Origin of the sequence: Rhizobium sp. LjRoot30 (genome assembly GCF_964253915.1) — a bacterium.
Taxonomy (GTDB): domain Bacteria; phylum Pseudomonadota; class Alphaproteobacteria; order Rhizobiales; family Rhizobiaceae; genus Metarhizobium.
The window spans coordinates 202,787-226,033 of sequence record NZ_CAXUSG020000001.1 but is presented as its reverse complement, the minus strand read 5'-3'; the positions used below and the strand labels follow the sequence as shown (position 1 = coordinate 226,033).

Annotated in this window: 24 protein-coding genes and 1 pseudogene; 8 read left to right on the top strand and 17 right to left on the bottom strand. The window is 61.8% G+C overall.

Going from position 1 to position 23,247, the window contains the following annotated elements:
- Positions 1-19 precede the first annotated feature (19 nt).
- The 5 genes from pheT to infC all read right to left on the bottom strand — a co-directional run bounded on the left by pheT (position 20) and on the right by infC (position 5,083).
- Positions 20-2,443, bottom strand: coding sequence for a phenylalanine--tRNA ligase subunit beta (pheT, locus tag ACSQ3I_RS01155; RefSeq protein ID WP_435995486.1), 2,424 nt, complete (start codon positions 2,441-2,443; stop codon positions 20-22).
- A gap of 25 nt (positions 2,444-2,468) precedes the next feature.
- The gene (gene pheS, locus ACSQ3I_RS01150) at positions 2,469-3,551 is read right to left on the bottom strand and encodes a phenylalanine--tRNA ligase subunit alpha (RefSeq protein WP_435995484.1); all 1,083 of its coding nucleotides are present in this window, start codon (positions 3,549-3,551) and stop codon (positions 2,469-2,471) included.
- 130 nt (positions 3,552-3,681) lie between these two features.
- Entirely contained in the window at positions 3,682-4,086 is a 405-nt protein-coding gene (gene rplT, locus ACSQ3I_RS01145) for a 50S ribosomal protein L20 (RefSeq protein ID WP_435995482.1), read from the bottom strand.
- Positions 4,087-4,129: 43 nt separating this feature from the next.
- Positions 4,130-4,333 (bottom strand): 50S ribosomal protein L35, encoded by a 204-nt coding sequence (gene rpmI / locus ACSQ3I_RS01140; protein WP_109458430.1) that lies wholly within the window; start codon positions 4,331-4,333, stop codon positions 4,130-4,132.
- A 213-nt stretch (positions 4,334-4,546) separates the two neighbouring features.
- On the bottom strand, positions 4,547-5,083 hold the full coding sequence (infC, locus tag ACSQ3I_RS01135; RefSeq protein ID WP_435996236.1) for a translation initiation factor IF-3: 537 nt from the start codon (positions 5,081-5,083) through the stop codon (positions 4,547-4,549).
- Between the two features lie 183 nt (positions 5,084-5,266).
- Between infC and ACSQ3I_RS01130 the strand changes: the two genes are divergently transcribed.
- Both ACSQ3I_RS01130 and ACSQ3I_RS01125 read left to right on the top strand, forming a co-directional pair.
- Complete coding sequence (locus tag ACSQ3I_RS01130; RefSeq protein ID WP_435995479.1) at positions 5,267-6,070, top strand: alpha/beta hydrolase; 804 nt, start codon at positions 5,267-5,269, stop codon at positions 6,068-6,070.
- 123 nt (positions 6,071-6,193) lie between these two features.
- Entirely contained in the window at positions 6,194-6,796 is a 603-nt protein-coding gene (locus ACSQ3I_RS01125; protein ID WP_109458427.1) for a transglutaminase-like cysteine peptidase, read from the top strand.
- 77 nt (positions 6,797-6,873) lie between these two features.
- On the opposite strand, the gene mbfA is transcribed toward ACSQ3I_RS01125, so the two are convergent.
- Positions 6,874-7,857 (bottom strand): iron exporter MbfA, encoded by a 984-nt coding sequence (gene mbfA / locus ACSQ3I_RS01120; protein WP_435995477.1) that lies wholly within the window; start codon positions 7,855-7,857, stop codon positions 6,874-6,876.
- Between the two features lie 220 nt (positions 7,858-8,077).
- On the opposite strand from mbfA, the gene pcaF reads away from it, so the two are divergent.
- Both pcaF and ACSQ3I_RS01110 read left to right on the top strand, forming a co-directional pair.
- Positions 8,078-9,283, top strand: coding sequence for a 3-oxoadipyl-CoA thiolase (gene pcaF / locus ACSQ3I_RS01115; protein ID WP_435996234.1), 1,206 nt, complete (start codon positions 8,078-8,080; stop codon positions 9,281-9,283).
- 499 nt (positions 9,284-9,782) lie between these two features.
- Positions 9,783-10,778 (top strand): diguanylate cyclase, encoded by a 996-nt coding sequence (locus ACSQ3I_RS01110; protein ID WP_435995475.1) that lies wholly within the window; start codon positions 9,783-9,785, stop codon positions 10,776-10,778.
- On the opposite strand, the gene ACSQ3I_RS01105 is transcribed toward ACSQ3I_RS01110, so the two are convergent.
- The 3 genes from ACSQ3I_RS01105 to ACSQ3I_RS01095 form a co-directional block, all read right to left on the bottom strand.
- On the bottom strand, positions 10,775-11,179 hold the full coding sequence (locus ACSQ3I_RS01105) for a GFA family protein (RefSeq protein WP_435995473.1): 405 nt from the start codon (positions 11,177-11,179) through the stop codon (positions 10,775-10,777). The genes ACSQ3I_RS01110 and ACSQ3I_RS01105 overlap by 4 nt on opposite strands.
- Positions 11,180-11,185: 6 nt before the next feature.
- Positions 11,186-11,617 carry a DUF3237 family protein gene (locus ACSQ3I_RS01100; RefSeq protein WP_435995471.1) on the bottom strand — a complete coding sequence of 144 codons (432 nt, stop codon included), beginning with the start codon at positions 11,615-11,617 and terminating at the stop codon, positions 11,186-11,188.
- Positions 11,618-11,733: 116 nt separating this feature from the next.
- Positions 11,734-12,378, bottom strand: a complete 645-nt coding sequence (locus ACSQ3I_RS01095; protein WP_435995470.1) for a glutathione S-transferase family protein — start codon at positions 12,376-12,378, stop codon at positions 11,734-11,736.
- 261 nt (positions 12,379-12,639) lie between these two features.
- Here ACSQ3I_RS01095 and ACSQ3I_RS01090 point away from each other — a divergent pair.
- Positions 12,640-13,464, top strand: a pseudogene (locus ACSQ3I_RS01090) (class II glutamine amidotransferase).
- On the opposite strand, the gene ACSQ3I_RS01085 reads toward ACSQ3I_RS01090, so the two are convergent.
- Positions 13,445-13,825, bottom strand: a complete 381-nt coding sequence (locus ACSQ3I_RS01085; RefSeq protein WP_435995469.1) for an MmcQ/YjbR family DNA-binding protein — start codon at positions 13,823-13,825, stop codon at positions 13,445-13,447. The pseudogene ACSQ3I_RS01090 and the gene ACSQ3I_RS01085 overlap by 20 nt on opposite strands.
- Positions 13,822-15,042, bottom strand: a complete 1,221-nt coding sequence (coaBC, locus tag ACSQ3I_RS01080) for a bifunctional phosphopantothenoylcysteine decarboxylase/phosphopantothenate--cysteine ligase CoaBC (protein WP_435995468.1) — start codon at positions 15,040-15,042, stop codon at positions 13,822-13,824. The genes ACSQ3I_RS01085 and coaBC overlap by 4 nt, the downstream gene beginning before the upstream one ends.
- On the opposite strand from coaBC, the gene ACSQ3I_RS01075 reads away from it, so the two are divergent.
- Positions 15,041-15,187 (top strand): hypothetical protein, encoded by a 147-nt coding sequence (locus ACSQ3I_RS01075; RefSeq protein ID WP_435995467.1) that lies wholly within the window; start codon positions 15,041-15,043, stop codon positions 15,185-15,187. The two genes, coaBC and ACSQ3I_RS01075, sit on opposite strands and share 2 nt — an antisense overlap.
- Before the next feature lie 98 nt (positions 15,188-15,285).
- A complete protein-coding gene (locus tag ACSQ3I_RS01070; protein ID WP_435995466.1) occupies positions 15,286-16,005 on the top strand; it encodes a Crp/Fnr family transcriptional regulator in 720 nt (239 codons plus the stop codon).
- Between the two features lie 81 nt (positions 16,006-16,086).
- Here the strand turns inward: ACSQ3I_RS01070 and ACSQ3I_RS01065 are convergent, their stop codons facing one another.
- The 5 genes from ACSQ3I_RS01065 to ACSQ3I_RS01045 all read right to left on the bottom strand — a co-directional run bounded on the left by ACSQ3I_RS01065 (position 16,087) and on the right by ACSQ3I_RS01045 (position 21,062).
- The gene (locus ACSQ3I_RS01065; RefSeq protein ID WP_435995465.1) at positions 16,087-16,377 is read right to left on the bottom strand and encodes a hypothetical protein; all 291 of its coding nucleotides are present in this window, start codon (positions 16,375-16,377) and stop codon (positions 16,087-16,089) included.
- 134 nt (positions 16,378-16,511) lie between these two features.
- Positions 16,512-17,441, bottom strand: coding sequence for an MYG1 family protein (locus ACSQ3I_RS01060; RefSeq protein WP_435995464.1), 930 nt, complete (start codon positions 17,439-17,441; stop codon positions 16,512-16,514).
- A gap of 141 nt (positions 17,442-17,582) precedes the next feature.
- A complete protein-coding gene (gene greA, locus ACSQ3I_RS01055) occupies positions 17,583-18,065 on the bottom strand; it encodes a transcription elongation factor GreA (protein WP_435995463.1) in 483 nt (160 codons plus the stop codon).
- A 92-nt stretch (positions 18,066-18,157) separates the two neighbouring features.
- Positions 18,158-18,838 carry a response regulator gene (locus ACSQ3I_RS01050; RefSeq protein WP_435995462.1) on the bottom strand — a complete coding sequence of 227 codons (681 nt, stop codon included), beginning with the start codon at positions 18,836-18,838 and terminating at the stop codon, positions 18,158-18,160.
- A gap of 1 nt (position 18,839) precedes the next feature.
- Positions 18,840-21,062, bottom strand: coding sequence for a sensor histidine kinase (locus tag ACSQ3I_RS01045; RefSeq protein WP_435995461.1), 2,223 nt, complete (start codon positions 21,060-21,062; stop codon positions 18,840-18,842).
- Between the two features lie 411 nt (positions 21,063-21,473).
- Between ACSQ3I_RS01045 and ACSQ3I_RS01040 the strand changes: the two genes are divergently transcribed.
- Positions 21,474-22,334 carry a DUF4214 domain-containing protein gene (locus tag ACSQ3I_RS01040; RefSeq protein ID WP_435995459.1) on the top strand — a complete coding sequence of 287 codons (861 nt, stop codon included), beginning with the start codon at positions 21,474-21,476 and terminating at the stop codon, positions 22,332-22,334.
- 61 nt (positions 22,335-22,395) lie between these two features.
- Here ACSQ3I_RS01040 and ACSQ3I_RS01035 read toward each other — a convergent pair whose 3' ends face one another.
- The gene (locus ACSQ3I_RS01035) at positions 22,396-23,184 is read right to left on the bottom strand and encodes a 5-oxoprolinase subunit PxpA (RefSeq protein WP_435995457.1); all 789 of its coding nucleotides are present in this window, start codon (positions 23,182-23,184) and stop codon (positions 22,396-22,398) included.
- Between the last annotated feature and the right edge of the window lie 63 nt (positions 23,185-23,247).

Below are 23,247 nucleotides of genomic sequence, written 5' to 3'. Positions count from 1 at the left end.
TTGACAATGACGTTGCGCCTCAGGCGCGCAAAACGCCGCCCGTCGACTTCGTGACGTTGGCAACGATCTTGCCGGTCAGCGCCTCGAAATCCTCGTCCGTCAGCGTGCGCTCGACCGGCTGGATCACCACCTCGATAGCCACCGACTTCTTGTCGGCGCCGAGCGAAGCACCTTCGAACACGTCGAAGACATTCACAGAGGCGATCAGCTTGCGGTCGGCGCTGGAGGCGGCCTTGAGGATGGTGCCGGCTTCGACGCTACGATCGACCACGAAGGCGAAGTCGCGCTTGACGGCCTGGAAGGGCGAGAGATCCAGCGCCGGCTTGGTGCGGGTCGCCTTCTTCTTCGGCTCCTGCATGGCATCGACGTAGACTTCGAAGCCGCACAAGGCACCCGACACGTCGAGCGCTTCCAGAGTCTTGGGATGGAACTCGCCGAAATGGCCGAGGATCACCTTCGGTCCCATCTTGATGGTGCCGGAACGGCCGGGGTGATACCAGTCGGGGCCGCCCTGCTCGATCTGCACGTTGGTCATCGGCATGCCGCAGGCTTCCAGAACGGCGAGCGCATCCGCCTTGGCATCGAAGACATCCACCGGCTTGCCACCGCCCTTGGTGACGTTCGACCACATGCGGCCGGAGCCGGCAAGCGAGGCCGTACCACGGCGGATACCGCCGGCAACGCGGCGCTGGCCGTCCGGCGTGTCCGTCTCATAGGTGCCGGAGACTTCGAAGATCGCCACATCGCCATACCCCTTGTCGGCATTGCGTTGCGCGGCCGACAGCAGGCCCGGCAGCAGCGAGGGACGCATGTCGGACATGTCGGCGGCGATCGGGTTGGCGAGCTTCAGCGTCGGCTTGCCGCCGCCGAACAGCTTTGCCTGCTCCTCGGAAATGAACGACCAGGTGACCGCTTCCAGCATGCCACGCGAGGCAAGTGCCCGCTTGGCGGCGCGGGTGCGGATCTGCAGCGTCGTCAGGATCTTGCCATTGACGGCCGCATGGTTGGAGAGCGGCGCCGGGCGGATATTGTCGACGCCGTGGATGCGCAGGACTTCCTCGACGAGATCGGCCTTGCCATCGACATCGGGGCGCCAGGACGGAACGGTCACGGGAACGACCGAGGCCGAACCCTGCGGCCCGAAACCGAGACGTTTCAGGATATCCAGGCTCTCTTCCGCCGAAACCTCCAGGCCGGTCAGCCGCTTGACTTCGGCAAGCGGGAACTCGACCACCTTCGCCACATGGCCCTTGTAGCCGACGACTTCGGCCTTGGCAGCCGTGCCGCCGCAGAGTTCGAGCACCAGCTCCGTGGTCCGCTCCAGGCCCGGAACCATATATTCCGGATCGACGCCACGCTCGAAGCGGTAACGGGCATCTGTGATGATGCCGAGCGTGCGGCCCGACTTGGCGATGTTCATCGGATCCCAGAGCGCCGATTCGATCAGCACGTCGACAGTGCCTTCGTCGCAGCCGGAATGTTCGCCGCCCATGATGCCGCCGATCGATTCGACGCCGTTGTCATCGGCGATGACGACGTTGCTGGGCGACAGCTTGTATTCGCGCTGGTCGAGCGCCAGCACCGTCTCGCCTTCCGTGGCGCGACGAACGGTGAGATTGCCCTTTACCTTGGCGGCGTCGAAGACGTGCATCGGCCGACCCTGGTCGAAGGTCATGTAGTTGGTGATATCGACCAGCGCATTGATCGGCCGCAGGCCGATGGCGATGAGCCGCTGCTGCATCCAGTTCGGGCTCGGGCCGTTCTTGACGCCGCGCACCAAACGCAGCGCGAAGCCGGGGCACAGCTTTTCGTCGTCGAGATCGATGACGAGCTTGACCGTCGTTTCGCCTTCCGTGGAGAAAGACGGCGCCGGCCGCGTTTTCAGCGTTCCGAGACCGGAAGCGGCGAGATCGCGGGCGATGCCGTAGATCGAGGTGCAGTCCGGCCGGTTCGGCGTCAGGTTGATTTCGATGATCGGATCGTCAAGGCCGGCATAAGCGGCGAAGGAGGTGCCGACCGGCGCATCCGCCGGCAGATCGATAATGCCGTCGTGATTGTCGGAAATGTTGAGTTCCTTTTCCGAACACATCATGCCGCGGCTTTCGACGCCGCGGATGGTGCCGACGGCCAGCGTCACGTCGATGCCCGGCACATAGGTGCCCGGCGCCACGAAGGCGCCGATCAGGCCGGCACGCGCATTCGGCGCGCCGCAGACCACCTGCACCGGATCGCCGGAGCCGGTATCGACCTTCAGCACCTTCAGCCGGTCGGCCTGCGGATGTTGTTCGGCTTCTAGGATGCGGGCAATGACGAACGGCTTGTAGATGGCCTTGTCGTCGACATCCTCGACTTCCAAGCCGATCGAGGTCAGGCGTTCGCAAATCTGTTCAAGGGAAGCATCCGTTGCCAGATGCTCTTTCAGCCAGGAGAGTGTGAATTTCATCGTTTCTGATCCTTACACACGCGGCTCAAACACTCAGGCCGCCGAACAGCGTCGGCATGTCGAGCGGGCGGAAGCCGTAATGGTTCATCCAGCGAACATCGGCGTTGAAGAAATCGCGCAGGTCGGGCATGCCGTATTTCAGCATGGCGATACGGTCGAGGCCCATGCCCCAGGCAAAACCCTGGTATTCGTCAGGATCGAGCCCGCCGGCGCGCAGTACGTTGGGATGCACCATGCCGCAGCCGAGGATTTCCATCCAGTCCGTGCCTTCGCCGAATTTTACGATCGGGCCGGAACGGTCGCACTGGATGTCCACTTCGAAGCTCGGCTCGGTGAACGGGAAGAAGGACGGGCGGAACCGCATCGTCACCGACGGCACCTCGAAAAAGGCCTTGCAGAATTCTTCCAGCACCCAGCGCAGGTTGGCGACGTTGGCCGCCTTGTCGACGACGAGGCCTTCCACCTGGTGGAACATCGGCGAATGGGTCGCATCCGAATCCTGCCGGTAGGTCTTGCCGGGGATGATGATGCGGATTGGCGGTTTTTGCGCTTCCATCGTGCGGATCTGCACCGGCGAGGTGTGGGTGCGCAGCACCTTGCGTTCGCCCTTTTCATCCGGCTGGAAGAAGAAGGTGTCGTGCATCTCGCGGGCCGGATGGCCTTCCGGGAAGTTCAGCGCCGTGAAATTGTAATAGTCGGTCTCGACGTCAGGGCCTTCGGCAATCGAAAAACCCATGTCGCCGAAGATGGCGGTGATCTCATCGACGATCTGGCTGATCGGATGGATACGGCCGCGCTCGGCCGGCGACGAGCGCACCGGCAGGCTGACATCGAGCGTTTCCGCCTTCAGCCTTGCGGCAATCGCCGCATCCTTGAGGTCCGCCTTGCGGGCGGCGATCGCCTCGGTGACTTCGTTCTTCAGCGCATTGATGGCCGCACCGCGCGTCTGGCGCTCGTCGGCGGACATGCTGCCCAGCGTCTTCAGGAGTTCGGAGACCGACCCCTTCTTGCCAAGCGCTCCAACGCGGACGGCCTCGATGCCGGCCTCGTCTGCGGCCGCTGCAATCTCCGTCAGGAGCGATGATTTCAAACTGTCGAGATCGGACATTTTCAGAATTCCTGCCGAGCGATGATCCGAACGCACCTATCGCGTTCCGGTGACGGAGACATGAAAAAACCCGCGCCAGCCCTGCCAGCGCGGGTTTCCCAATACTATCGAAAAGTCTGGGAAGCGCTGGTTACTTGACCGCGCCTTCAAACTCGTTCGGGGTGCCCGTGTCCTTGAGGTAGGCGAGCGCCTTCTTGGACGCTTCGACGAGCGCGCCGAAAGCGGCCGGCTCATGGATGGCCATGTCGGACAGGACCTTGCGGTCGACTTCGATGCCAGCCTTGTTCAGGCCGTCGATGAAGCGGCCGTAGGTCAGGCCGAAATCGCGGACGGCAGCGTTGATACGCTGGATCCACAGGGCGCGGAAGTTGCGCTTCTTGGCGCGACGGTCGCGCGTTGCGAACTGCTTGGAACGGTCAACCGCAGCCTTTGCAGCGCGGATGGTGTTCTTGCGGCGGCCGTAGAAACCCTTGGCGGCCTTGAGGACTTTCTTGTGCTTGGCGTGAGCCGTTACGCCACGTTTTACGCGTGCCATGTCATGATCTCCTTAAATCTGATCCAAAAAGTGCGAAAGAGTCTCAGAGACCGTTCGGCAGGTAGTTCTTGATGACCTTCTTACCATCGGGTTCGGCGAGAACCATGGTACCGCGGGCATCGCGAATGAACTTGTTGGAACGCTTGATCATGCCGTGGCGCTTGCCGGCGGCTGCAGCCTTGACCTTGCCGGTCGCGGTGATCTTGAACCGCTTCTTGGCAGAGGATTTCGTCTTCATCTTGGGCATTTTGCTACTCCATTGTTTTTGTATCGAAGCGGACAGACGAAGTCAGCTTCAAGCATAAAGAACGGCCACGGCATGCCCTGCCGGACCGTTCGGACGCGCGCTTATAACCGCGCTTTCATAAAAGTGCAACCGGCCCTTCATGGATTTTAGGAGAACGGCCGGAAAACAAAAAGCCGCCCCTTCGGACGGCTCGTGCATTATGTGGCGGCGGCCTTATTTCGGCGCCAGGACCATCATCATCTGACGGCCTTCGAGCTTCGGCTCGGCCTCGACCTTGGCGATACCGAGCGTATCTTCCTTGACCTGCAGCAAGAGCTTGAGGCCCAGTTCCTGGTGGGCCATTTCACGGCCGCGGAACTTCAGCGTCACTTTTACCTTGTCGCCTTCTTCGAAGAAGCGATTCATCGCCTTCATCTTCACCTCATAGTCATGGGTGTCGATGTTCGGACGCATCTTGATTTCTTTGACTTCGACGATCTTCTGCTTCTTGCGGGCTTCGGCGGCTTTTTTCTGCGTCGAATACTTCAGCTTGCCGAGATCGAGAATCTTGCAGACCGGCGGTTCGGCGTTGGGCGAGATTTCTACGAGATCGAGGCCAGCTTCTTCCGCAAGCTTAAGCGCCTGGTCGGTCGCGATGACACCGAGATTCTGGCCTTCGGCATCGATAAGCTGAACTTTCGGGATACGGATTTCCCTGTTGGCGCGCGGCCCGTCTTTGACTGGGGCATCGGCTTTGAAAGGTCTGCGAATGGTCGTATTCTCCTTTGATGGATCGGAATTGCGGCGGCACGCGTGAGCCCGTCAACGCAATTGACGGCAATGTCGTGATTGCCACGGTGAAGTCAATAGCATGCTTCCAGGAAAAAAGCACCTCCTGTAAGGGTTTTCGCGAATCTGCTTTAAAAAGAGCGCGTCTTTTACCGGAGTTATGACATGGTTGCTTCCGCTTTGCCGTCCGATCCGCAATTTCTGACTGTCGGGACTGGCGGCTTATCCCGCCGGATCGCCATGCATATCCGCGCCGCCGCAGGCAAGCAGGGACCGACGCTGGTGTGGCTGTCGGGCTATCGTTCCGACATGGCCGGCACCAAGGCGGTGGAGATGGACGGGCTTGCCGAAGCGCTCGGCCTTGCCGCCATCCGCTTCGACTATTCCGGCCACGGCCAGTCCGGGGGTGAATTCACCGATGGGACCATCAGCCGCTGGCTGGAGGAGGCGCTGGCGGTCATCGCCCATGTGGCGCCGGAGCGTGTCCTCCTCGCCGGATCGTCCATGGGCGGCTGGATCGCCCTCAGATTGTTGCAGGAACTGAAAAAGGCCGGGCGCCCCGCCGTGCATGGCATGGTGCTGATCGCGCCGGCGCCCGATTTTACCGCCGAGCTGATCGAACCCAATCTCTCCGAAACCGAACGGACGTCGCTGGCCGAGCGCGGCTATTTCGAGGAGCCGTCGGACTATAGTCCGGAACCGAACATCTTTACCCGCGCGCTGATCGAGGACGGGCGGCAGAACCGCGTGCTTGCCGGCATCATCGAAACCGGCTGCCCGGTGCACATCCTGCAGGGCATGCAGGATGCCGACGTTCCCTACACGCATGCATTGAAACTCGTCGAGCACCTGCCGGCCGACGATGTGGTGCTGACACTCATCCGCGACGGCGACCATCGCCTGTCGCGGCCGCAGGACATCGAACGCATGCGCGACGCTATCCGGGAGATGGTGACGGGATCCGCCTGATTCGTTGCATATTAACCATAGTCGTTGATGTTCTCCATTAACGGTTCGGTAATGATTGACACTTCGCCCCCAAGACCCTTAACTTTTTATTAAGACTTGAGGGGCGACGACATGAAAGCTGTAATGAGTGCGAGGGGACTGCTGGTGGCTTTTGTAGCCGTCATTGCATCCGCGACCATCGCCGTGCCGGCGCCCAAGCCGCATCCCGCCATGATCACCGGCGGCGTGACCTCCCAGCCGATCGGCCACTACGAATTCTGCCAAAAATATCGCGATGAGTGCAATATTCGTAACCGCAACACGGCTGCGCCGCATGTCACCGAATTCGGCTGGTCGCTGGTCGAGAAGATCAACGTCGACGTCAACAAGACGATCACGCCGATGACCGACCAGGAACTGTTCGGCCGCGACGAGGTCTGGGCCTATCCGACCGATGCCGGCGATTGCGAGGATTTTGTCCTGCTGAAGCGCCGCAAGCTGATGGAGCGCGGTTTTTCGGCCTCCGACCTGCTGATCACCGTCGTTCGCAAGCCTGATGGCGAAGGTCATGCCGTGCTGACGCTCCGCACCTCCGAGGGCGATTTCGTGCTCGACAACCTCGTCGACGAGGTCAAGCTCTGGTCGGAAACGCCCTATACTTTCCTGAAGCGTCAGGCGACTTTCAACACCGGCCGCTGGGTTACCATCGAGAACGGCACTGACGTCATGGTCGGCGCGCTGCAATAAGGCTTGCATCCGGCGATTTGTTTGAGAGGCCTGTCCTGCGAGGGGCAGGCCTTCTTGTTTTGCACGATATCCCCGCCTCAGCCGTTGCCGATCACTATCCCCGCCGCCAGCACCAGCGAGCCACCGAGCACCACCTGGAAAACGGCGCGCAGGAAGGGTGTCTCCATGTAGCGGTTCTGGATGAAGGCGATCGCCCAGAGCTCGACGAAGACAACGACGGCGGCAATCGCCGTAGCCGTCCAGAAATGCGGGATGAGATAGGGCAGGGCATGGCCGAGGCCGCCGAGCGCGGTCATGATGCCGGAGGCAAGGCCACGCTTGAGCGGCGAACCGCGACCGGAAAGCTTGCCGTCATCATGCGCCGCTTCCGTGAACCCCATGGAGATGCCGGCACCCACGGAGGCGGAGAGGCCGATCAGAAATGTCTGCCACGTGTCCTGGGTTGCGAAAGCGGCAGCGAAGATCGGCGCCAGCGTCGAGACTGAACCGTCCATCAGGCCGGCCAGGCCGGGCTGGACATAGGTCAGCAGGAATTGCCGCCGCGCCGTCTCGTCCTCTTCGATGCGGGCATCTTCCGGGCGGTGTTTTTCGCCGAGCATATGGGCGATGTCCTTGTGCCCTTCCTCCGCCACGGCAAGATCACCGAGTAGTTTTCGGATGTCGGCATCGCCGGTGGCGGAAGCAGCTTCGCGATAAAAGCGTATAGCCTGCTCCTCCATGCGTTCAGCCTCGGCACGGATCTGCTCAAGCGACTGGTTGGCGCGCAGCCAATCCGGCTTGCGTTCGTAAAAGCCACGGACATGGTCGCGCCGGATCAGCGGAATGCGCTCGCCGAACCGCCGGCGGTGCATGTCGATCAGCACGTTGCGATGGGTATGCTCGACCTCCGCCATGTCTTCGAACACCTTGGCCGAATGCGGATATTGTTGCCGCAACTGGTCGGCGTAAGCGAGGTAGATCCGCGCATCGTCTTCTTCCGAAGCGATCGCCAGGGCGAGGACCTCTTGCTCGCTGAGCGATGAGAACGGGCGTTTGTGGCGAGAAAACAGGCGGTCCAGCATGGGATCAACTCCAATTTAGAATAATTCTAAACTTAATGATACACCTGTGCGGCGTCAAGACGCTGCCGTCGCACGGTGCCAGCCATCGCACGCGGATCGATTTGCCGGTGAGGCATTGACGGCAAAGCCGTGGAGAGGGTTATGTGGCGGCGAAAATCGAAGAGGGTGCCGCATGGCACACGAAAAGGCCCGCCGGGCCATGCAGGAAAGAAGTGCGATCATGACCGAAGCCTATATCTGCGACTACATCCGCACCCCCATCGGCCGTTTCGGCGGCTCCTTGTCGTCGGTGCGAACGGACGATCTGGGCGCCTTACCCTTGAAGGCACTGATGGAGCGCAACGGCAGGGTGGATTGGGAAGCAGTCGACGACGTCATATACGGCTGCGCCAACCAGGCGGGCGAGGACAACCGCAATGTCGCCCGCATGGCGGTGCTTCTGGCCGGCCTGCCGCAATCGGTGCCGGGCACGACGATCAACCGGCTCTGCGGTTCCGGCATGGATGCGATCATCGCCGCCGCCCGTGCCATCAAGGCCGGCGAGGCCGAACTGATGATCGCCGGCGGCGTCGAAAGCATGTCGCGCGCACCCTTCGTCATGCCCAAGGCCGAGACCGCCTTTTCCCGCCATGCCGAAATCCACGACACGACGATCGGCTGGCGCTTCGTGAATCCGGTGATGAAGAAGCAATACGGCATCGATTCCATGCCGGAGACCGGCGAGAACGTCGCCGACGAGTTCAAGGTGAGCCGCGAAGACCAGGACGCCTTTGCCGTACGCAGCCAGGCGAAGGCCGCCGCGGCGCAGGCAAACGGCCGGCTCGGCAAGGAAATCGTCGCCGTGACCATCCCGCAGCGCAAAGGCGACGCGATTGTCGTCGACAGGGACGAGCATCCTCGCGCCACCAGTGTCGAGGCGCTTGCCAAGCTGTCGACGCCCTTCCGCAAGGAAGGCGGCACGGTGACCGCCGGCAATGCTTCCGGGGTCAACGACGGGGCGGCAGCACTGATTGTCGCATCCGAGGCGGCGGCGAAAAAATATGGCCTGACGCCGATCGCCCGGGTCCTCGGCGGCGCGACGGCCGGCGTTTCGCCGCGCATCATGGGCATCGGCCCGGTTCCGGCGTCGCAGAAACTGATGGCGCGGCTTGGTCTCAGCCAGGACAAGCTCGATGTCATCGAACTGAACGAAGCCTTCGCCAGCCAGGGCCTTGCGGTTCTCCGCCAACTCGGCATCGCCGACGACGATGCAAGAGTGAACCGCAATGGCGGCGCCATCGCGCTCGGCCATCCGCTCGGCATGTCGGGTGCTCGCATCACCGGCACGGCGGCACTGGAACTGGCCGAAACAGCTGGCCGTTACGCGCTCTCCACCATGTGCATCGGCGTCGGCCAGGGCATCGCCATCGTCCTGGAAAGGGTCTGAACCGTCTCGCCCACAACCGGTGGCCGGCTTTCCGGCCGCCGGTTGTGAGCGCCGCCTTTTTGGAGGCGACAAACCTCAAATAATAAATGCCTTCTTTTTAACCTCTACCGAAACTCATGCGTGTATTTCGCTGACCCGCGACATTGGACTGGATTGTGGGAAGGGCTGCCCAAATACACAACAGCCACTCTCTGCCGCGCAGCCCTCCGAAAATCAAAAATCAAGAAATCTTCATTTAATATTTTGAAATTAAACGATTTTCCCTACAGATGAATGTCAAGAAATGGTCGTGAAATGCCGTTCTCCGCAATGCGGGCAGAAATGGAAACGAGCGAAAGCCCCATTTTTAGCCATGGGACAGGAGCCTGGCAGGCGTGCAAACCAGCAGCAAAGAAGAACCTTGGCGCCGATTGACACGGCGACACTTAAATTGCCAGATGTCTAATATTTGTAGCGAGATGTACTAGTGTTAGTACCTCCGAGGGGGAAAGGAGGGGACATGGTTACGAACATTATTCGTCTCCCAGTCCAGTTTGTTGACGAAGTTGCTGCCACCCAATCGGCGGCCGAAATACCGCAAGTGGTTGCCCGATGGTTTAAAAGCATGTTCCACGCCGACCGGGCATCCTTCACGCTTGCTGACGGAAAAGCGCACCTCAGACTGCTCGCATTGGAAGGCAATCAGGCGATTCCGCAGGACATGCCCGTTCCGATCGAAGGGACGATGGTCGGGCGTGTCTACCAGACGAGAGTGGCGGAAATCTGCAATGATCTGACCGCTTCAACGGACCTCGACTGCAAGATCCTCGCGCAGCATGGAATTCTGTCCTGTCTCGACGCCCCCCTGTCGAGCGGCGAGCATTGCTACGGCACGATCAACATCGGTCGTGCCCAGTTCGATGCGTTCGACCAGGAGACCAAGGAGCAACTCGAGGCGATGGCACGCTTGATCGGCTCCGTCATGCATGCGCACCGGCAGGCAGAACTGCTGCGGGAGGCGGCGGAACGCGACCCGCTGACAGGCGCTCTCAACCGCCGCGCCTTTTCGAAATTTATGGATGCGGGCCAAAAGAGCGGCGACGCGAAGGGTTTTGGTGTTGCCCTGATCGATCTCGACCATTTCAAGAATATCAACGACAGTTTTGGCCACGATACCGGCGACAAGGTGCTTATTCACGTCAGCCAGTTGCTGCACGTGGTTTGTCGCAAGGGGGACCTGGTCGCCCGTTTTGGCGGCGAAGAATTCTTCATCGCCGTCAGCGAAACCGAGACGGCAAGCTTCAGGGCGCTGCTGCTCCGCCTCTTGGAGACGCTACGCAACACGCCGCTACACACGGGGCATGGCCCGGTCTCTGTCACCGCAAGCATAGGCGCCATCTGTGTCGATCAGCACCCTGAGAGCTTTGACGAGCTTTATGCGAAGGTCGACAAAGCCCTCTACAGAGCCAAAAACCTCGGCCGAGACCGAGTGGAGTTTGCGCACAGCGGCGACTAGTCCCCTGGCCTGCGTGGAAGCTGTCCAATTTCCTCTACCCATGGAAGGGCGGAGCGGCACCAGATCTGCCGTCGTGGACGCAGATCCTGCCGCTGCCGGATCGTGCCGAGGCGAATTGCGATCTCAGGATCGTCCGAACGATCGCTGCAACGGTAGATCGGCGAACCACATTCGGGGCAGAAGAACTGCAAGCTGACCCGACCGCTGTCGCCGGTCTTTGCATATTGTTTCGGTGCGTTGGACAGCAGCCGGAAATCCTGCCGCCGAGCCGCGACGCTGACCCGGTATGCCGTTCCGGTCAACATCTGGCAATCGGTGCAATGACAGATCGAGACCGACGCCGGATCGATTTCCGCCTCGTATCGCACGTATCCGCAATGGCACTGGCCGTCGATCCGCATGTCGCCTTACACAACCTCATAAATTGTCGCCCTCGCGAGCGTTCCCTGGGAATCGGTGAGCAAAGTCCCGACGAAATGGCCGTGGCGCAGCCAGGTATAGGGCCCCTCCTCCACCTCGAACTGCGGCACCGTCTTGCCGACAAAATTGCCGTCGGCATCCTGCCTGCAGGTGCCGGCATTGATCAGGGAGAGCAGCACGCCGTCGTCGGTCTTCAGCGTATAACGCGCCCAGATGTCACAAATGCCGTCCGGCCGGGTCAGGCACCAGTCCGCGCCGCCGGGCAGGACGATGCCGTTGAGGCGCGGCCCGGTCACCGCACCGCCGGTGATCGGGATCACCTCGCGGATGCCGGAACCGACATTGCCGATCATATAGGGCTCGGCAATGGTGACGGCCAGTTCGGCGACGAGGGAAAGGCGTGGTTCTGCCATGGTCATCTGCGTTTCTCTGGAACGTATAGTGGTTTTGCGGAGGTCCGGCGTACAAACGCTCTATCTCTTTGTTTTGCCGCATTGTCCGACGCCGAAGCGATTCCGCTTCGGCTGGAAATGCTCTATGCGCTTTCGCCGGCCTGTTCCCCGTCGAAATGCGCGCTGTGGATCGGCGCCACCAGCGGTCGTTCGCGCACCGCCGCCACCAGCCGTGAAAGCTTGGGGCATGCGCCGGAAAACCAGGCGCGATCCATCCAGCTCGCCAGATTCCAGAGGTAGATGTCGGCCATGCTCGGCTGCGCCCCGAACAGGAACGGGCCGGTGCCGATGGCATCCTCGATCATCGCGTAGTGGCGCTGCACATAGGCATAAGCATTGCTTTCGACGGCCTTGATGCCGGCGGCATCGTCAGTGTAGCGGTCGGAATAGAAACGGCGCAATTCGCCCTCGTAGATGTTCACCGCCATGAACAGCAGCCAGCGATCGTGCTGGGCGCGGGCGGCAGACCCCGGCGGCGGGGCAAGGCCTGCGGCGGAGAAGGCATCGGCGAGATGCAGCATCATCGCGGCACTTTCGGTCATGACGGAGCCATCGGGCAATTCCAGCGCCGGAACCTGTTTGCGCGGATTGATCGCGGTGAATTCTGCAGAGAGATGTTCCCCCTCGCCGGTGTTGACGGTTACCGCGACATAGTTCGCGCCGCTTTCCGCCAGCGCCGCCTCGACGGCTGCGCTGCCCGATCCCGCCGACCCGTAAAGCCGATACATGCTGCTCTCCCATCCATATTCTTGTTGGCTGGAACTCTAGCCGATGCCGGCATGATGGGAAGCTATGTCGGCCTTTCTCCACCGGCGATTATTCGCCTGGGCAGGCTCTGGGACGCCATTTTGCCCATTCTCCGCATGCCAAGCCTGGCAAAACCACGATTCTGCCGGGATTCCGGAAGAGAAACGGATTGTTTTAATGCTTCGTTAGGCATTTTTTACAAAGCTGATATTTCATCTCTCGCCACTGGACCGGAGTGAACCATGTGCCGATGGGCCGCCTATCGCGGAGATCCTCTCTATCTTGAGGAACTCGTTTCTTCGCCTGCGCATTCGTTGATCGAGCAGTCTCATTGCGCCACGCGGGCAAAGACGGCAACGAATGGCGACGGTTTTGGTGTCGCCTGGTACGGCGACAGGCCGGACCCCGGCCGCTATCGCGACATCCTGCCCGCCTGGTCGGACTGCAACCTGCGCAGCATCGCCCGGCAGATCCGCTCGCCGCTGTTTCTGGCGCATGTGCGGGCGGCAACCCATGGCGGCACGCGGCGGGACAATTGCCATCCCTTCATCCACGAAAACTGGTCCTTCATGCACAATGGCCAGATCGGCGATTTCGCCCGGTTGCGGCGGCCGATGGAAACGATGCTGGATGACGAGCTGTTCCAGGCCCGCACAGGCACGACGGATTCCGAACTGATCTTCCTGCTGGCGCTGCAGTTCGGCCTGCGCAGCGATCCCCTCGGCGCGATGGCCGAGACACTTGCCTTCGTCGAACGGCTGTAGAAACACCTGACCGGCGACGTGCTGGTGCGCTTCACCACCGCCTTCTCCGATGGCAAGTCGCTCTATGCCGTGCGTTACGCCAGTGACGCCAGGGCGCCGACCCTCTATGCCGCGCCGATCGGCAAGGGCGGCGGCTATTGCCTGGTCTCGGAACCGCTCAACGACGAAGCCGATACCTGGGTGGAAATCCCCGACGGCAGCGCCGTGATCGTCAGCGAAAACGGGTTGGAAACCGCGCTGTTTTCGCCGGCGGAAAAGACGCCCGGCCGAGGCGCTGCGGCCTTCATGCAAGCGGCAGGCTGATCGCCAGTTCGCCGCGGCGTTTCTTGGTGAGGCCGGCGGCGACGAGTTCGTAGGAGCGGCGGATGTAATGCCGCAATTCGTCTTCGCCGAGCGGCGCGGACCGGCCGATCGACACCCATTTGCGCTTGGCGAAATAGGCGGCCTGGCCGATCTCCTCGATCGCCGTCAGGATCTCAAAACTTTCTTCGCTAACCTTGATGACGATCTTGTCGCCCCAGTTGCAATTGCTGTCGCCAAGGGCGGCAAACACCTTGTCGTCGACCTTGGCGACATGCGATTCCCACTGGTCGACGAACGAGACGGCCGGCAGGCCGGACAGGAAAGCGTCGAACCCATCGCGACTGAACAGATCCGTGCTCATGCGCCGGCCTTCCTGCCGAGTGTTTCGGCAATCAGTGTCGCAAGGCGTTCGGCCACCGCATCCTTTGGGAGGTCCGGCCAGTCGGCGACGCCGTCGCGGCTGATGATCTTCACCCGGTTGCGGCTGCCGCCCATGATGCCGGTCTCCGGCGAGACGTCGTTGGCGACGATCATGTCGGCACCCTTGCGCTCGAGCTTTGCCCGGCCGTTTTCTTCCACCGACTGGGTTTCGGCGGCAAAACCGACCACCAGCGCCGGCCGGTTTTCATGATGGCCGACCGTTTTCAGGATATCCGGATTTTCCGCAAGCAACAGCGGCGGCGGTGCCTCGCCCGGCTGCTTCTTGATCTTCTGTCCCGAAGAGGAGGCGACCCGCCAGTCGGCGACGGCGGCCACCATGACGGCGATATCGACGGGCAGGCGCGAGATCACGGCGTCACGCATCTCCTCGGCGCGTTCGACATGGACGGTGGTCACGCCGGCCGGGTCGGCGATGGTCACCGGGCCGGAGACCAGGGTTACCTCGGCGCCGAGCGCCGCCAGCGCGGCGGCAATCGCATGGCCCTGGCGGCCGGAGGAGCGGTTGGCAATATAACGCACCGGATCGATCGGCTCGTGCGTCGGCCCGGACGTGACAATCGCCGTGCGGCCAGCGAGCGGCTTCGGCCTGATGTCGAGAAGGCTTTCCACGGCAGCGACGATCTCGAGCGGTTCCGCCATCCTGCCAATACCGGCTTCGCCGCTTTCGGCCATCTCGCCGGCGGCAGGACCGATGAAACGGATGCCGTCATTTTTCAAGGTCGCGACATTGCGGCGCGTGGCGGCAGCAGCCCACATCACCGGGTTCATCGCCGGGGCGATCAGTACCGGCTTGGCGGCGGCAAGCAGCACGGTGGAGGCGAGATCGTCGGCCAGGCCGTTGGCCATCTTCGCCATCAGGTCGGCCGTGGCAGGCGCCACCAGGATCAGGTCGCAGTCGCGCGCCAGCCGGATATGGCCGACATCCTGCTCGTCCTCGCGGGAAAACAGGTCGGTAAAGACATGGTCGGCGGCCAGCGCGCCGACCGCAAGCGGCGTGATGAACTGCTGCGCACCGGCCGTCATCAGCGGCCGAACGCCGGCACCCCGTTCGCGCAGGCGGCGGATCAGATCGAGGCTCTTGTAGGCCGCAATGCCGCCGGAGATGATGAGGAGGATACGCTTGCCGGAAAGTGTCATGAAAAAGATCCGCGACCAGAAACAGGCCGCGACCCTACTGCATAATCGCGACAGGCGGAATCGCGATCGCATTGAAAATCACATGCGCAGGCCGCCGGATAAACGAAAACTGTCCGCAAAATCGCCAAATGATCGAAAGGCTTAATATTTAACGGGAAATCCTTCACGACATATAAAAGTTAAATGTGCGCCCGCTCCACATGCATTACCCGACGCGCCATATACCTATTGGCGGGACATACTTTGATCGAGTCGCTGTTATTGAATCTGTCGAATCGCGACGTGCTGACAAACGCGGAACAGGCGATCCTCAGGCAAATCGTGACCCGAGACCGGTTTTTCCTCGTCGACGAGGATATCGTCAGTGAAGGTTCGCGCCCGACACAGAGCGCCGTGCTGCTGGACGGGTTTGCCGCGCGCTACAAATTCATGGCCGATGGCACGCGACAGATCACGGCGCTGCATGTCGCCGGCGATTTCATGGACCTGCATGCCTTCCTGCTGAAGACCATGGATCACGGCATCATCGCACTGTCGCCGTGCCATGTCGGTTTTGCCGACCATTCCTACCTGAAGGATATTACGGAATCCCAACCGCATCTGTCGCGGCTTTTGTGGCTGGATACGCTGATCGACGGAGCCATTCATCGCGAATGGATCGTCGCCATGGGGCGGCGCTCGAAGAGGGCACATCTTGCCCATCTGGTCTGCGAACTTTTCGTGCGGCTGAAGGCGGTGAAGAAGACGGATGACTTCAGCTTCCATTTTCCGCTGACGCAGGTGGAACTCGCCGATGTGCTCGGCATATCCGTTGTCCACCTCAACAAGACGCTGCAACCGCTGCGTCGGGATGGCCTGCTGACGTGGGTCAACCAGACCATCACCATTCTCGACTGGCCGCGCCTGGAAGCGCTGGCACAGTTCGATCCGACCTATCTCAGCCAGAGAGTGGAGAGCCGCTGACGCCTTGCGTCCGGCCTTCGGGCACCGGCGTTCGGGCAGCAGGCGTATTGCCCGTCGCCCGCGCCATCCTGCGACCGCGTGTCAGTGGATCGCCGTGCTCGGCATCTGGTGGGGATGGCCGGCCTTGAACTTGGAGATGATGGCAGCCGCCTGCTGCAGCACGCGTTCGGCCGTATCGGGATCGTTGCGCGACAGCTCTTCCACATTGATACGGATCGCCTCCGCCATGTTGTTGGAAAGCTGCGCGAATTGCTTGTCGCCCTCGACCAGCGCCTCACGGGCATTGCCTTCCAGCGTCTGGGCAATCGTGACGAAGATTTCCTCGCGTTCGGCGACGCTGAGGTCTCGGATGGTTACTTCTCTGCGTTCCATATCGGCCACCTACTTTCAAAGTCCTTGTGACGTGCCGAGCTCATGAAGCCTCGGTAAGCTTCACTTAAGAAGTCTTGCGCGCCGTTCAAGGGCCAAAGGGGTGGTCAAGGATTGGCGATGACAATCCCGGCTGGTCAGGAAGCAGACGACAACGCCTCACGAACGGCCAGCTCGGCCATCGCCAGAGCCGCCTCACGGGTTTTGGCAGCGGCGATGAACAGACCCTTGTGACAGAAGCTTGCGCCCTCGACGCCGCAAACCGCTTCCAGCTCGCCGTTGCTCAACCCGGCCCAGGCCGCCGGCAGGTCGGCGCGCAGCTCGAAACCCTCGTCGGCGCGGCGGATGCCGGTCAGGCACCAGTCCCTGTCGCGCGGGTGGACGACGAACAGCAGGTGATCGGCGCCGGCCTTGACGATGGCCGCGCGGAACGGCATGCCCATCGGCAATTCGACGACATGCGAAGGACCGGCCGCCTCGATGGCCTGGAAGACCAGGCTTTCTGCCCGCAATTTCGCGGCACTCTGCGCCAGGCCCGCTTCCACGAAACTGCGCGCAATGGAAAGCGCCGCCTGGAAGGCGCGGTCGTCCGCACCCGGCTCGTTGTCGTCGAAGACGGGCTTCAACGTTTCGATCAGTGCCGGAAACGTCAGGTCAGCCAACGGGCCGGCGACGGAAGGATTGAGCGCGCCATTGTCCATCAGGTCGACCGGCAGCACGAATTTGGCATCGAAGGACGCATGCATCATTTCGGCATGCGCGTCCGGCACGCCGAGGGCGGAAAGGTAGGCACGGCCGTAGTGTTTCCAGATCAGTCCGAAGGAACTGTAGGGTTGGCCATCTTCGCGCACTGGCGCGCCGCGCTGGTGGTGATCGAAGATCCCGCCTTCCGCATCATAGGCGCCGCCTACGTCATAGATGATCCGGTCCGCGCCGGCGGTGATCCATTCGGGCGCGCGGCTGCGGACCAGCCGGGCCTGCGGGAAAAGCCGGGTCAGGACGACGCTGGACAGAAGTTCGTCGGCATGGAAGCCACCGGAATGGGTGACGAGGAAATCTGGAATCATGCGGCAATGAGCCTTCGTTCGTGGCAGGACCGGTTTCTGTGCACCGTGGATAGCCTGTGTTGCCGGCCGTCTCAATGCGCCAATTGCCGGGAACGCGTTTTTCATCCGCGCTGTTGCCGGCTTGAGAGCATGAGGATGCGTTCAGGCGATGGCGACGATCTCGATTTCCTGACCGCTGACGGTGACGACATCCCCGACGGCCTTGCCCATCAGCAGCCGCGCCACCGGCGACACGTAGGAAATCGAGCCGGCCTTGGGGTCGGCCTCGTCCTCGCCGACGATACGATAGGTCTGCACCCGCCCGTCGTCCCGGTGGAACGTCACCGTGCTTGCGAAGGCGACGATATCGGCGGATGCCGGATCGGGCATGACCTGGGCGGTGCGGACGCGCTCGGTGAGATAACGCAGATCCCGGAGCGGTCCGGACGCTTGCCGTCGCCGCTCGTTCACATCCTCGATCGAACCTGACGCATCATAGGCTTCGCGTGCCAGCCGCAATTGATGCTCCAGCGCCTGCAAGCCGGCCTGGGTCACCAGGTTGGGGTGGGGCGAGATGGGGCGGTCGGGCAGAAGGGTTTCGGAAGCAGCTTCGGCACTCTCTTCCTTGACGAAGGCAACGCTCAATATCGGACTCCGTTTGCGGCGCAGTAAACCGACGATACTAGGGTAAAAGCCGCCCGTTTGCCAGAACCTTGCCCGCCGGCATCACGCCTCCCCTAGACAAGGCCGCGACGGCTCGCCTCGAGTGCCGCCTCGGCCCGGGTGGAGATGCCGAGCTTGCGATAGATCGCCTTGATGTGGGTGGCGCAGGTATTGCGGGAAATGCCGAGCGCGACGCTGATATCCACCGCGGTCAGGCCCTTGCCGAGCAGGCGGAGGATCTCGACTTCCCTTTGCGTCAGCCGCTCGGTGCTCTCTACCGTCTCCTGCGCCGGCACCTGCGGCAGTTTTCCACGGAAATAGGCAAGGATACGATGGGCGATCTGCGGCGAGATCGGCGGTTCGTCCTGCTCGATGCGCCGGATCTGCTCCACCAGGCTTTCGGTCCGCACCCCCTTGAGCACATAACCGCGCGCACCGGCGGCCAGCGCATTGAACAGCGTCGCGTCGTCCTCGAAGATCGTCACCACGACGGGAAGCGTTTCCGGAAAACTGCGGGCGATCCGCTGAATGATGGCGATGCCGCTGCCATCGGGCAGGTTGATGTCGACCAGCGCCAGGTCGATCTTGCGTCCATGCGCTTCCGCATCGGCCAGGATGGCTTCGGCCTCCTCGCAGGTGGCGGCAGGCAACGGATTGGCGCGGTCGAAATGATGACGCAGCGTGTCGCAGATCCACTGACGGGTTTCCCGGTTGTCTTCGACGACGATGACATTGCGAGCCGAGACCACGTCCATGTTATTCCCCCGCACCGGTCGGTGCCAACGGCAGGACCAATCGCAGCACGAAGCGGCCGTCACGCCATTCCGTCTCGGCGCTGCCATTGAGCTTCGTCGCCCGGAGCCGGATGTTGTCGGATCCGAGGCGCCGCCCTTCCCGATAAGGCGCGGCATCTTCGGGGGCGCCGGAAGCATTGCTGATTTCGTGAATGAGCTGCCCTTCGTTCTCCTCGGTCCGCACCGTGATCTTGCCGGGCAGGCCGTGCTTCAGCGCATTCGACAGCGCTTCACGATGCGCCGCATTAAAATTGCGATGGACCTGGTAGGCGAGGATGCGTTCCGAATCGTCGGCGGCGGTGAGCGGCCAGTCCAGCGAAAAACCGTGCATTTCGGCGCGGTTGCGCGTTTCATGGCGCAGATGCCCGATGAATTCCGACAGCACGACATCGCGGCCGACAAGCCCACTGGAAATCTGCCGGATATCCGAAAGGGCATCCATGATCGATTCCTGCCGGTGCGCCTCGTTGCGGGCATGCAGCCCCGACAGCAGCCGGGCGCCGACATCGTCGTGCAGATCCATGGCGATGCGCTGGCGCTCTTCCAGCACACCCTGCTCGTAGGAAAGGCGATCGCTTTCGGCGGATTGCACCAGGCCGGCAAGCTGCTCCACCAGTTCCAGGTCGCGCTTGTTGAACAGCCGGCCCCCCCTTTCGGCCAGCCGCAGCGTCATGGCGCGCGACCAGGGATAGGCCGGAATGGCAAGGCCCAGCCCCTCTTCCAGCAGGCCGGGTTTGCCGTCATCCGACCGGCCGAGGAATTCGCTGGCCATCGGATTGAAATGCCCGGTGATCATGCGCACCCAGTTTTCCTCCTTGCCGGTGGCCGAAGGCTGGAATGCCACCGCATTGGTCTGGCGGTAGAGACCGACGATCTCCGGCTCACGCTGGGCCAGCACGCGGCGCAGCGCCAGATCGCGAAATACGATGTAGACAAAACCGGCCAGAAGAACCGCGGCGCCCAGCGAATTGGACGGCGACAACCGCAGCGCAAAGGCGATCGCCAGGTCTGCGGCAACGATCAGCATGATCGCGAGCGTATAAAAGCCTAGGCGATAGGCCCAGCGGCCAAGATCGAACAGGCGATACCGTGCAATACCGACAGCGGTTCCGGCATAGATCGCTGCCAATGGAATGAAGGCGACGCTCTGCGACAGCACGACATCCAGCCCCATGACGGCCGGTACGGTGACGAACAGCACGAAGGAACCGGCACCGGTCAACACCGACATGCCGAGCCACAGCATCACGGCGCGGTCGGCGGGATTGCCGCGTGTAGCGCGATACTGGGCAACGACCAAGGCAACGATGCCGATCAGAAGCAGGACGATGCCGTTATGCGGCGTCACCCAGGCGTGCGGCAGAAGCTGCAGGCGATAAGCGACGATGAGCAGCGCGCAGACGAGCGGCACCGGCCACAGCCGCCGCCAGTCGACGAGCCGGACGGGATAGCTGGCAAACAGGTAGATGACGCCGATGCCGAACAGGAACGTGCTGATCTGGTTGAAGACCGACAGTGTCCTGAAAAGGGAGACATCCAGCGCGATATCACGCGAGCTGTAGATCGCCGCGGTCAGCGCCGCGACTGCCGCTCCGAGCCCCGACACGGCAAAGGCCAGCGCCGGACCGTTTCCGGGGCGCAGGGTCACCAGAAATGCGGCAATCAGCAGCATGCAGGAGGCCGCGCCGATCTGAACGAAGAAATCCGATCCCAGTTCGGGCAGATCACGATCCGGCGCCGGCAATATCTGCGTGGCGGCCAGCGGCGCATCGACACCGGCTCTGTGAACGACCGTGAACGGACCACGCAGGATATCCGCCAAAACGCCCTGACGCGCCATGAACCGGGTGCTGGCCGCATAGGAGGCGAACATGTCCGGTTCTTCGATGAAATCGTCCGCCTCGAAGACGATGGCGTCGTCCGGTCGTTCCGCCGCATATCGTTCGAAGCCGGCGGCAGAAGAAAGGTCCGGGACCTGGACGCCGGATGCGCCGCGCACAAGACCGAAAATCGCGGCGGGGCGGCCATCGACCACGCCGGCAAAACCGCCATCCGCCAATCGCTTCTCGGCAACCGCCAGGCCGAGATGGCTGGCCGGCTGGTTCAAGGCGAGCGCACAGGTGAAAAAGATCGCAAGCGCGATCATGACGATGAACAGGAAAAGCCGGGAGACGGGAGCGAGCATCGTTGACTTAGACCCGTCTTGAATTTCCTGGCCTGCGGGCCGGGATGAAACCACTGCCGGAATCATTCTGCCGCTGCAAAGCGCCACCATCCTCCACACCCGACCAATCGGGCGATTGCCTACGGAAGAATTTACAATCCTTCATTGCATATGCTCCACTGCCGCCCAAAAGCACCTCTCCGCGGGGCATCGTGCCCGACCGCTGCGGCATCGCATCCTAAGATTACCTTAACGTCTTGAGAAGCTTTGACAACCGTATCTCTTCAGTAGAACGAACAACATCATTCGCGCTCCGGCCCTGCATCACCCGTTCGGGTGAGGTGACGTTGTTTTGCCGTAAATTGCACGGCTGTAAAATTGACAGGAAAAACCGCCGCGTTTCTACTCGCCGCAACAAAAGGAGGCTTGAAAATGGCAGTAGAAATGACAATCGGCGATCTCGCCGGTTTTATTCAATTGGCGAAATCGGGTGTCGCCGGTCTCAATATTACGGATTTCGGCGCACTCTTCGACAAGGTGGAGGAACTTCTCAAATCCTTCAACCAGTGGACCCCCGAAATCGAAAGCAATCTTGATCTCGCCCGGCAGGAACTGGAAAAGAACCCGCAACTCTTCGAGATCGGCAAAGCCGAATTCATTGCCTCCATCGACGCCCTGCTTGCAAAATATCCCTCGACGACGCTGCTGAAGGATATTCCGGAATTCAACACCGGCGGCCCGGTCGATCCCGGCCCGGCGACCGGCGATCTCGACTTCGCAACCATCGCCAAGATCTTTTCCGACGTCAGCGTCACCTACGATGCCGCGACGAACAAGGTCACGGTGCATGGCGCCGGATACGAGTTCCAGCAGGTCGGCATCGAGCGCCTGCAGTTTCAGGACGGCATCCTCGCCTTCGACTTCGATGGCTCCGCCGGCCAGTCCTACCGCATCTACCAGGCCGCCTTCGACCGGACGCCGGATACGGCGGGACTGTCCTACTGGATCAAATCCATGGATGGCGGCAAGGCGCTTCTGGAGGTCGCGTCGGGCTTCATCGGCTCTGCCGAATTCAAGTCGATCTACGGCGCCGATCCCACCAACCTCGAATTCGTGCAGAAACTCTATGAAAACGTGCTCGGCCGCGCCGGCGAAACCGCTGGTATCAGCTACTGGGCAGGCCGCCTGAACGACGGCGTCTCCAAGGCGGAGGTGCTGGTCGGCTTCTCCGAGAGCAACGAGAATGTCACCGGCGTTTCCACCGCCATTGCCGACGGCATCTGGTACGCTTGAGGATAAGGCGGGACCGCAGGCAAACCTGCGGTCCCGCTCTCTGCTTTTCGCTGGCCCGAACTCAGGCCGCGGCACTGGCCGCCGCGGCCGAAGGCGGCGCGATCTCGATGCCGTTCGACATCAGGGTTTCCCGGATGGCGACGAGCAGCTCGACCGAACCCGGCGTATCCGAGTGCACGCAGACGGATTCGAAACCGACATCGATATCGTCTCCGTCGGCAGGGCGAACCTTGCCTTCGAGGCAGGCGCGCAGCACCCGTTCAGCCGCCTTTTTCGGATTGTAGTCGTCGGGTTTGCGCGTAAAGACAATTTTGCCGGTCGTATCGTATTCACGGTCGGCGTAGAACTCGCGAACGACCGGATGCCCTTGCCGTGCTGCGATCCTGTAGGTTTCGGAAGCGCCCATGCAGTAGATGAACGTGTCGGGCGCAACGCGACGCATGGTGTCGACGAATAAGGTGGATGCGGCCGTATCCGCGGCCAGGGCCATATAGAGCGCCCCATGCGGCTTGACGTGCTGCAGGCTTGCGCCGTGCAGCCGGGCGAATTCCCGCAGCGCCCCGATCTGGTAGACGATGTCGTTGACCATCTCCTCGGCGCTGGCCTCGATTCTGCGGCGGCCGAACCCCTGCAAGTCTCGAAAACCGGGATGAGCGCCGAGCGCGACATTGTTGCTGAGTGCCCGGCGAATGGACAGGTCCATGAGGCTCGGGTCGCCGGCATGGAAGCCGGTGGCGATGTTTGCCGAGCTGATGAGCGTCATCAGCTGTTCGTCGTTGGTGGAACCGAGCTGCCAGCGCCCGAACCCTTCGCCCATGTCGCAGCTAATGTCGATTGTCTTGCGGCTCATGCCCTATCCCCTTGCTTCAATATGAGAAAGCAAGGCTACAGGCGGGGGGTGCCGTTTGATAAT

Bases quoted from the DNA above. Each gene is read 5' to 3' on its own strand.
- pheT (WP_435995486.1), bottom strand. From the start codon at position 2,443: ATGAAATTCACACTCTCCTGGCTGAAAGAGCATCTGGCAACGGATGCT.
- pheS (WP_435995484.1), bottom strand. From the start codon at position 3,551: ATGTCCGATCTCGACAGTTTGAAATCATCGCTCCTGACGGAGATTGCA.
- rplT (WP_435995482.1), bottom strand. From the start codon at position 4,086: ATGGCACGCGTAAAACGTGGCGTAACGGCTCACGCCAAGCACAAGAAA.
- rpmI (WP_109458430.1), bottom strand. From the start codon at position 4,333: ATGCCCAAGATGAAGACGAAATCCTCTGCCAAGAAGCGGTTCAAGATC.
- ACSQ3I_RS01130 (WP_435995479.1), top strand. From the start codon at position 5,267: ATGGTTGCTTCCGCTTTGCCGTCCGATCCGCAATTTCTGACTGTCGGG.
- ACSQ3I_RS01125 (WP_109458427.1), top strand. From the start codon at position 6,194: ATGAGTGCGAGGGGACTGCTGGTGGCTTTTGTAGCCGTCATTGCATCC.
- mbfA (WP_435995477.1), bottom strand. From the start codon at position 7,857: ATGCTGGACCGCCTGTTTTCTCGCCACAAACGCCCGTTCTCATCGCTC.
- pcaF (WP_435996234.1), top strand. From the start codon at position 8,078: ATGACCGAAGCCTATATCTGCGACTACATCCGCACCCCCATCGGCCGT.
- ACSQ3I_RS01110 (WP_435995475.1), top strand. From the start codon at position 9,783: ATGGTTACGAACATTATTCGTCTCCCAGTCCAGTTTGTTGACGAAGTT.
- ACSQ3I_RS01105 (WP_435995473.1), bottom strand. From the start codon at position 11,179: ATGCGGATCGACGGCCAGTGCCATTGCGGATACGTGCGATACGAGGCG.
- ACSQ3I_RS01100 (WP_435995471.1), bottom strand. From the start codon at position 11,617: ATGACCATGGCAGAACCACGCCTTTCCCTCGTCGCCGAACTGGCCGTC.
- ACSQ3I_RS01095 (WP_435995470.1), bottom strand. From the start codon at position 12,378: ATGTATCGGCTTTACGGGTCGGCGGGATCGGGCAGCGCAGCCGTCGAG.
- ACSQ3I_RS01085 (WP_435995469.1), bottom strand. From the start codon at position 13,825: ATGAGCACGGATCTGTTCAGTCGCGATGGGTTCGACGCTTTCCTGTCC.
- ACSQ3I_RS01075 (WP_435995467.1), top strand. From the start codon at position 15,041: ATGAAAAAGATCCGCGACCAGAAACAGGCCGCGACCCTACTGCATAAT.
- coaBC (WP_435995468.1), bottom strand. From the start codon at position 15,042: ATGACACTTTCCGGCAAGCGTATCCTCCTCATCATCTCCGGCGGCATT.
- ACSQ3I_RS01065 (WP_435995465.1), bottom strand. From the start codon at position 16,377: ATGGAACGCAGAGAAGTAACCATCCGAGACCTCAGCGTCGCCGAACGC.
- ACSQ3I_RS01060 (WP_435995464.1), bottom strand. From the start codon at position 17,441: ATGATTCCAGATTTCCTCGTCACCCATTCCGGTGGCTTCCATGCCGAC.
- ACSQ3I_RS01050 (WP_435995462.1), bottom strand. From the start codon at position 18,838: ATGGACGTGGTCTCGGCTCGCAATGTCATCGTCGTCGAAGACAACCGG.
- ACSQ3I_RS01045 (WP_435995461.1), bottom strand. From the start codon at position 21,062: ATGCTCGCTCCCGTCTCCCGGCTTTTCCTGTTCATCGTCATGATCGCG.
- ACSQ3I_RS01040 (WP_435995459.1), top strand. From the start codon at position 21,474: ATGGCAGTAGAAATGACAATCGGCGATCTCGCCGGTTTTATTCAATTG.
- ACSQ3I_RS01035 (WP_435995457.1), bottom strand. From the start codon at position 23,184: ATGAGCCGCAAGACAATCGACATTAGCTGCGACATGGGCGAAGGGTTC.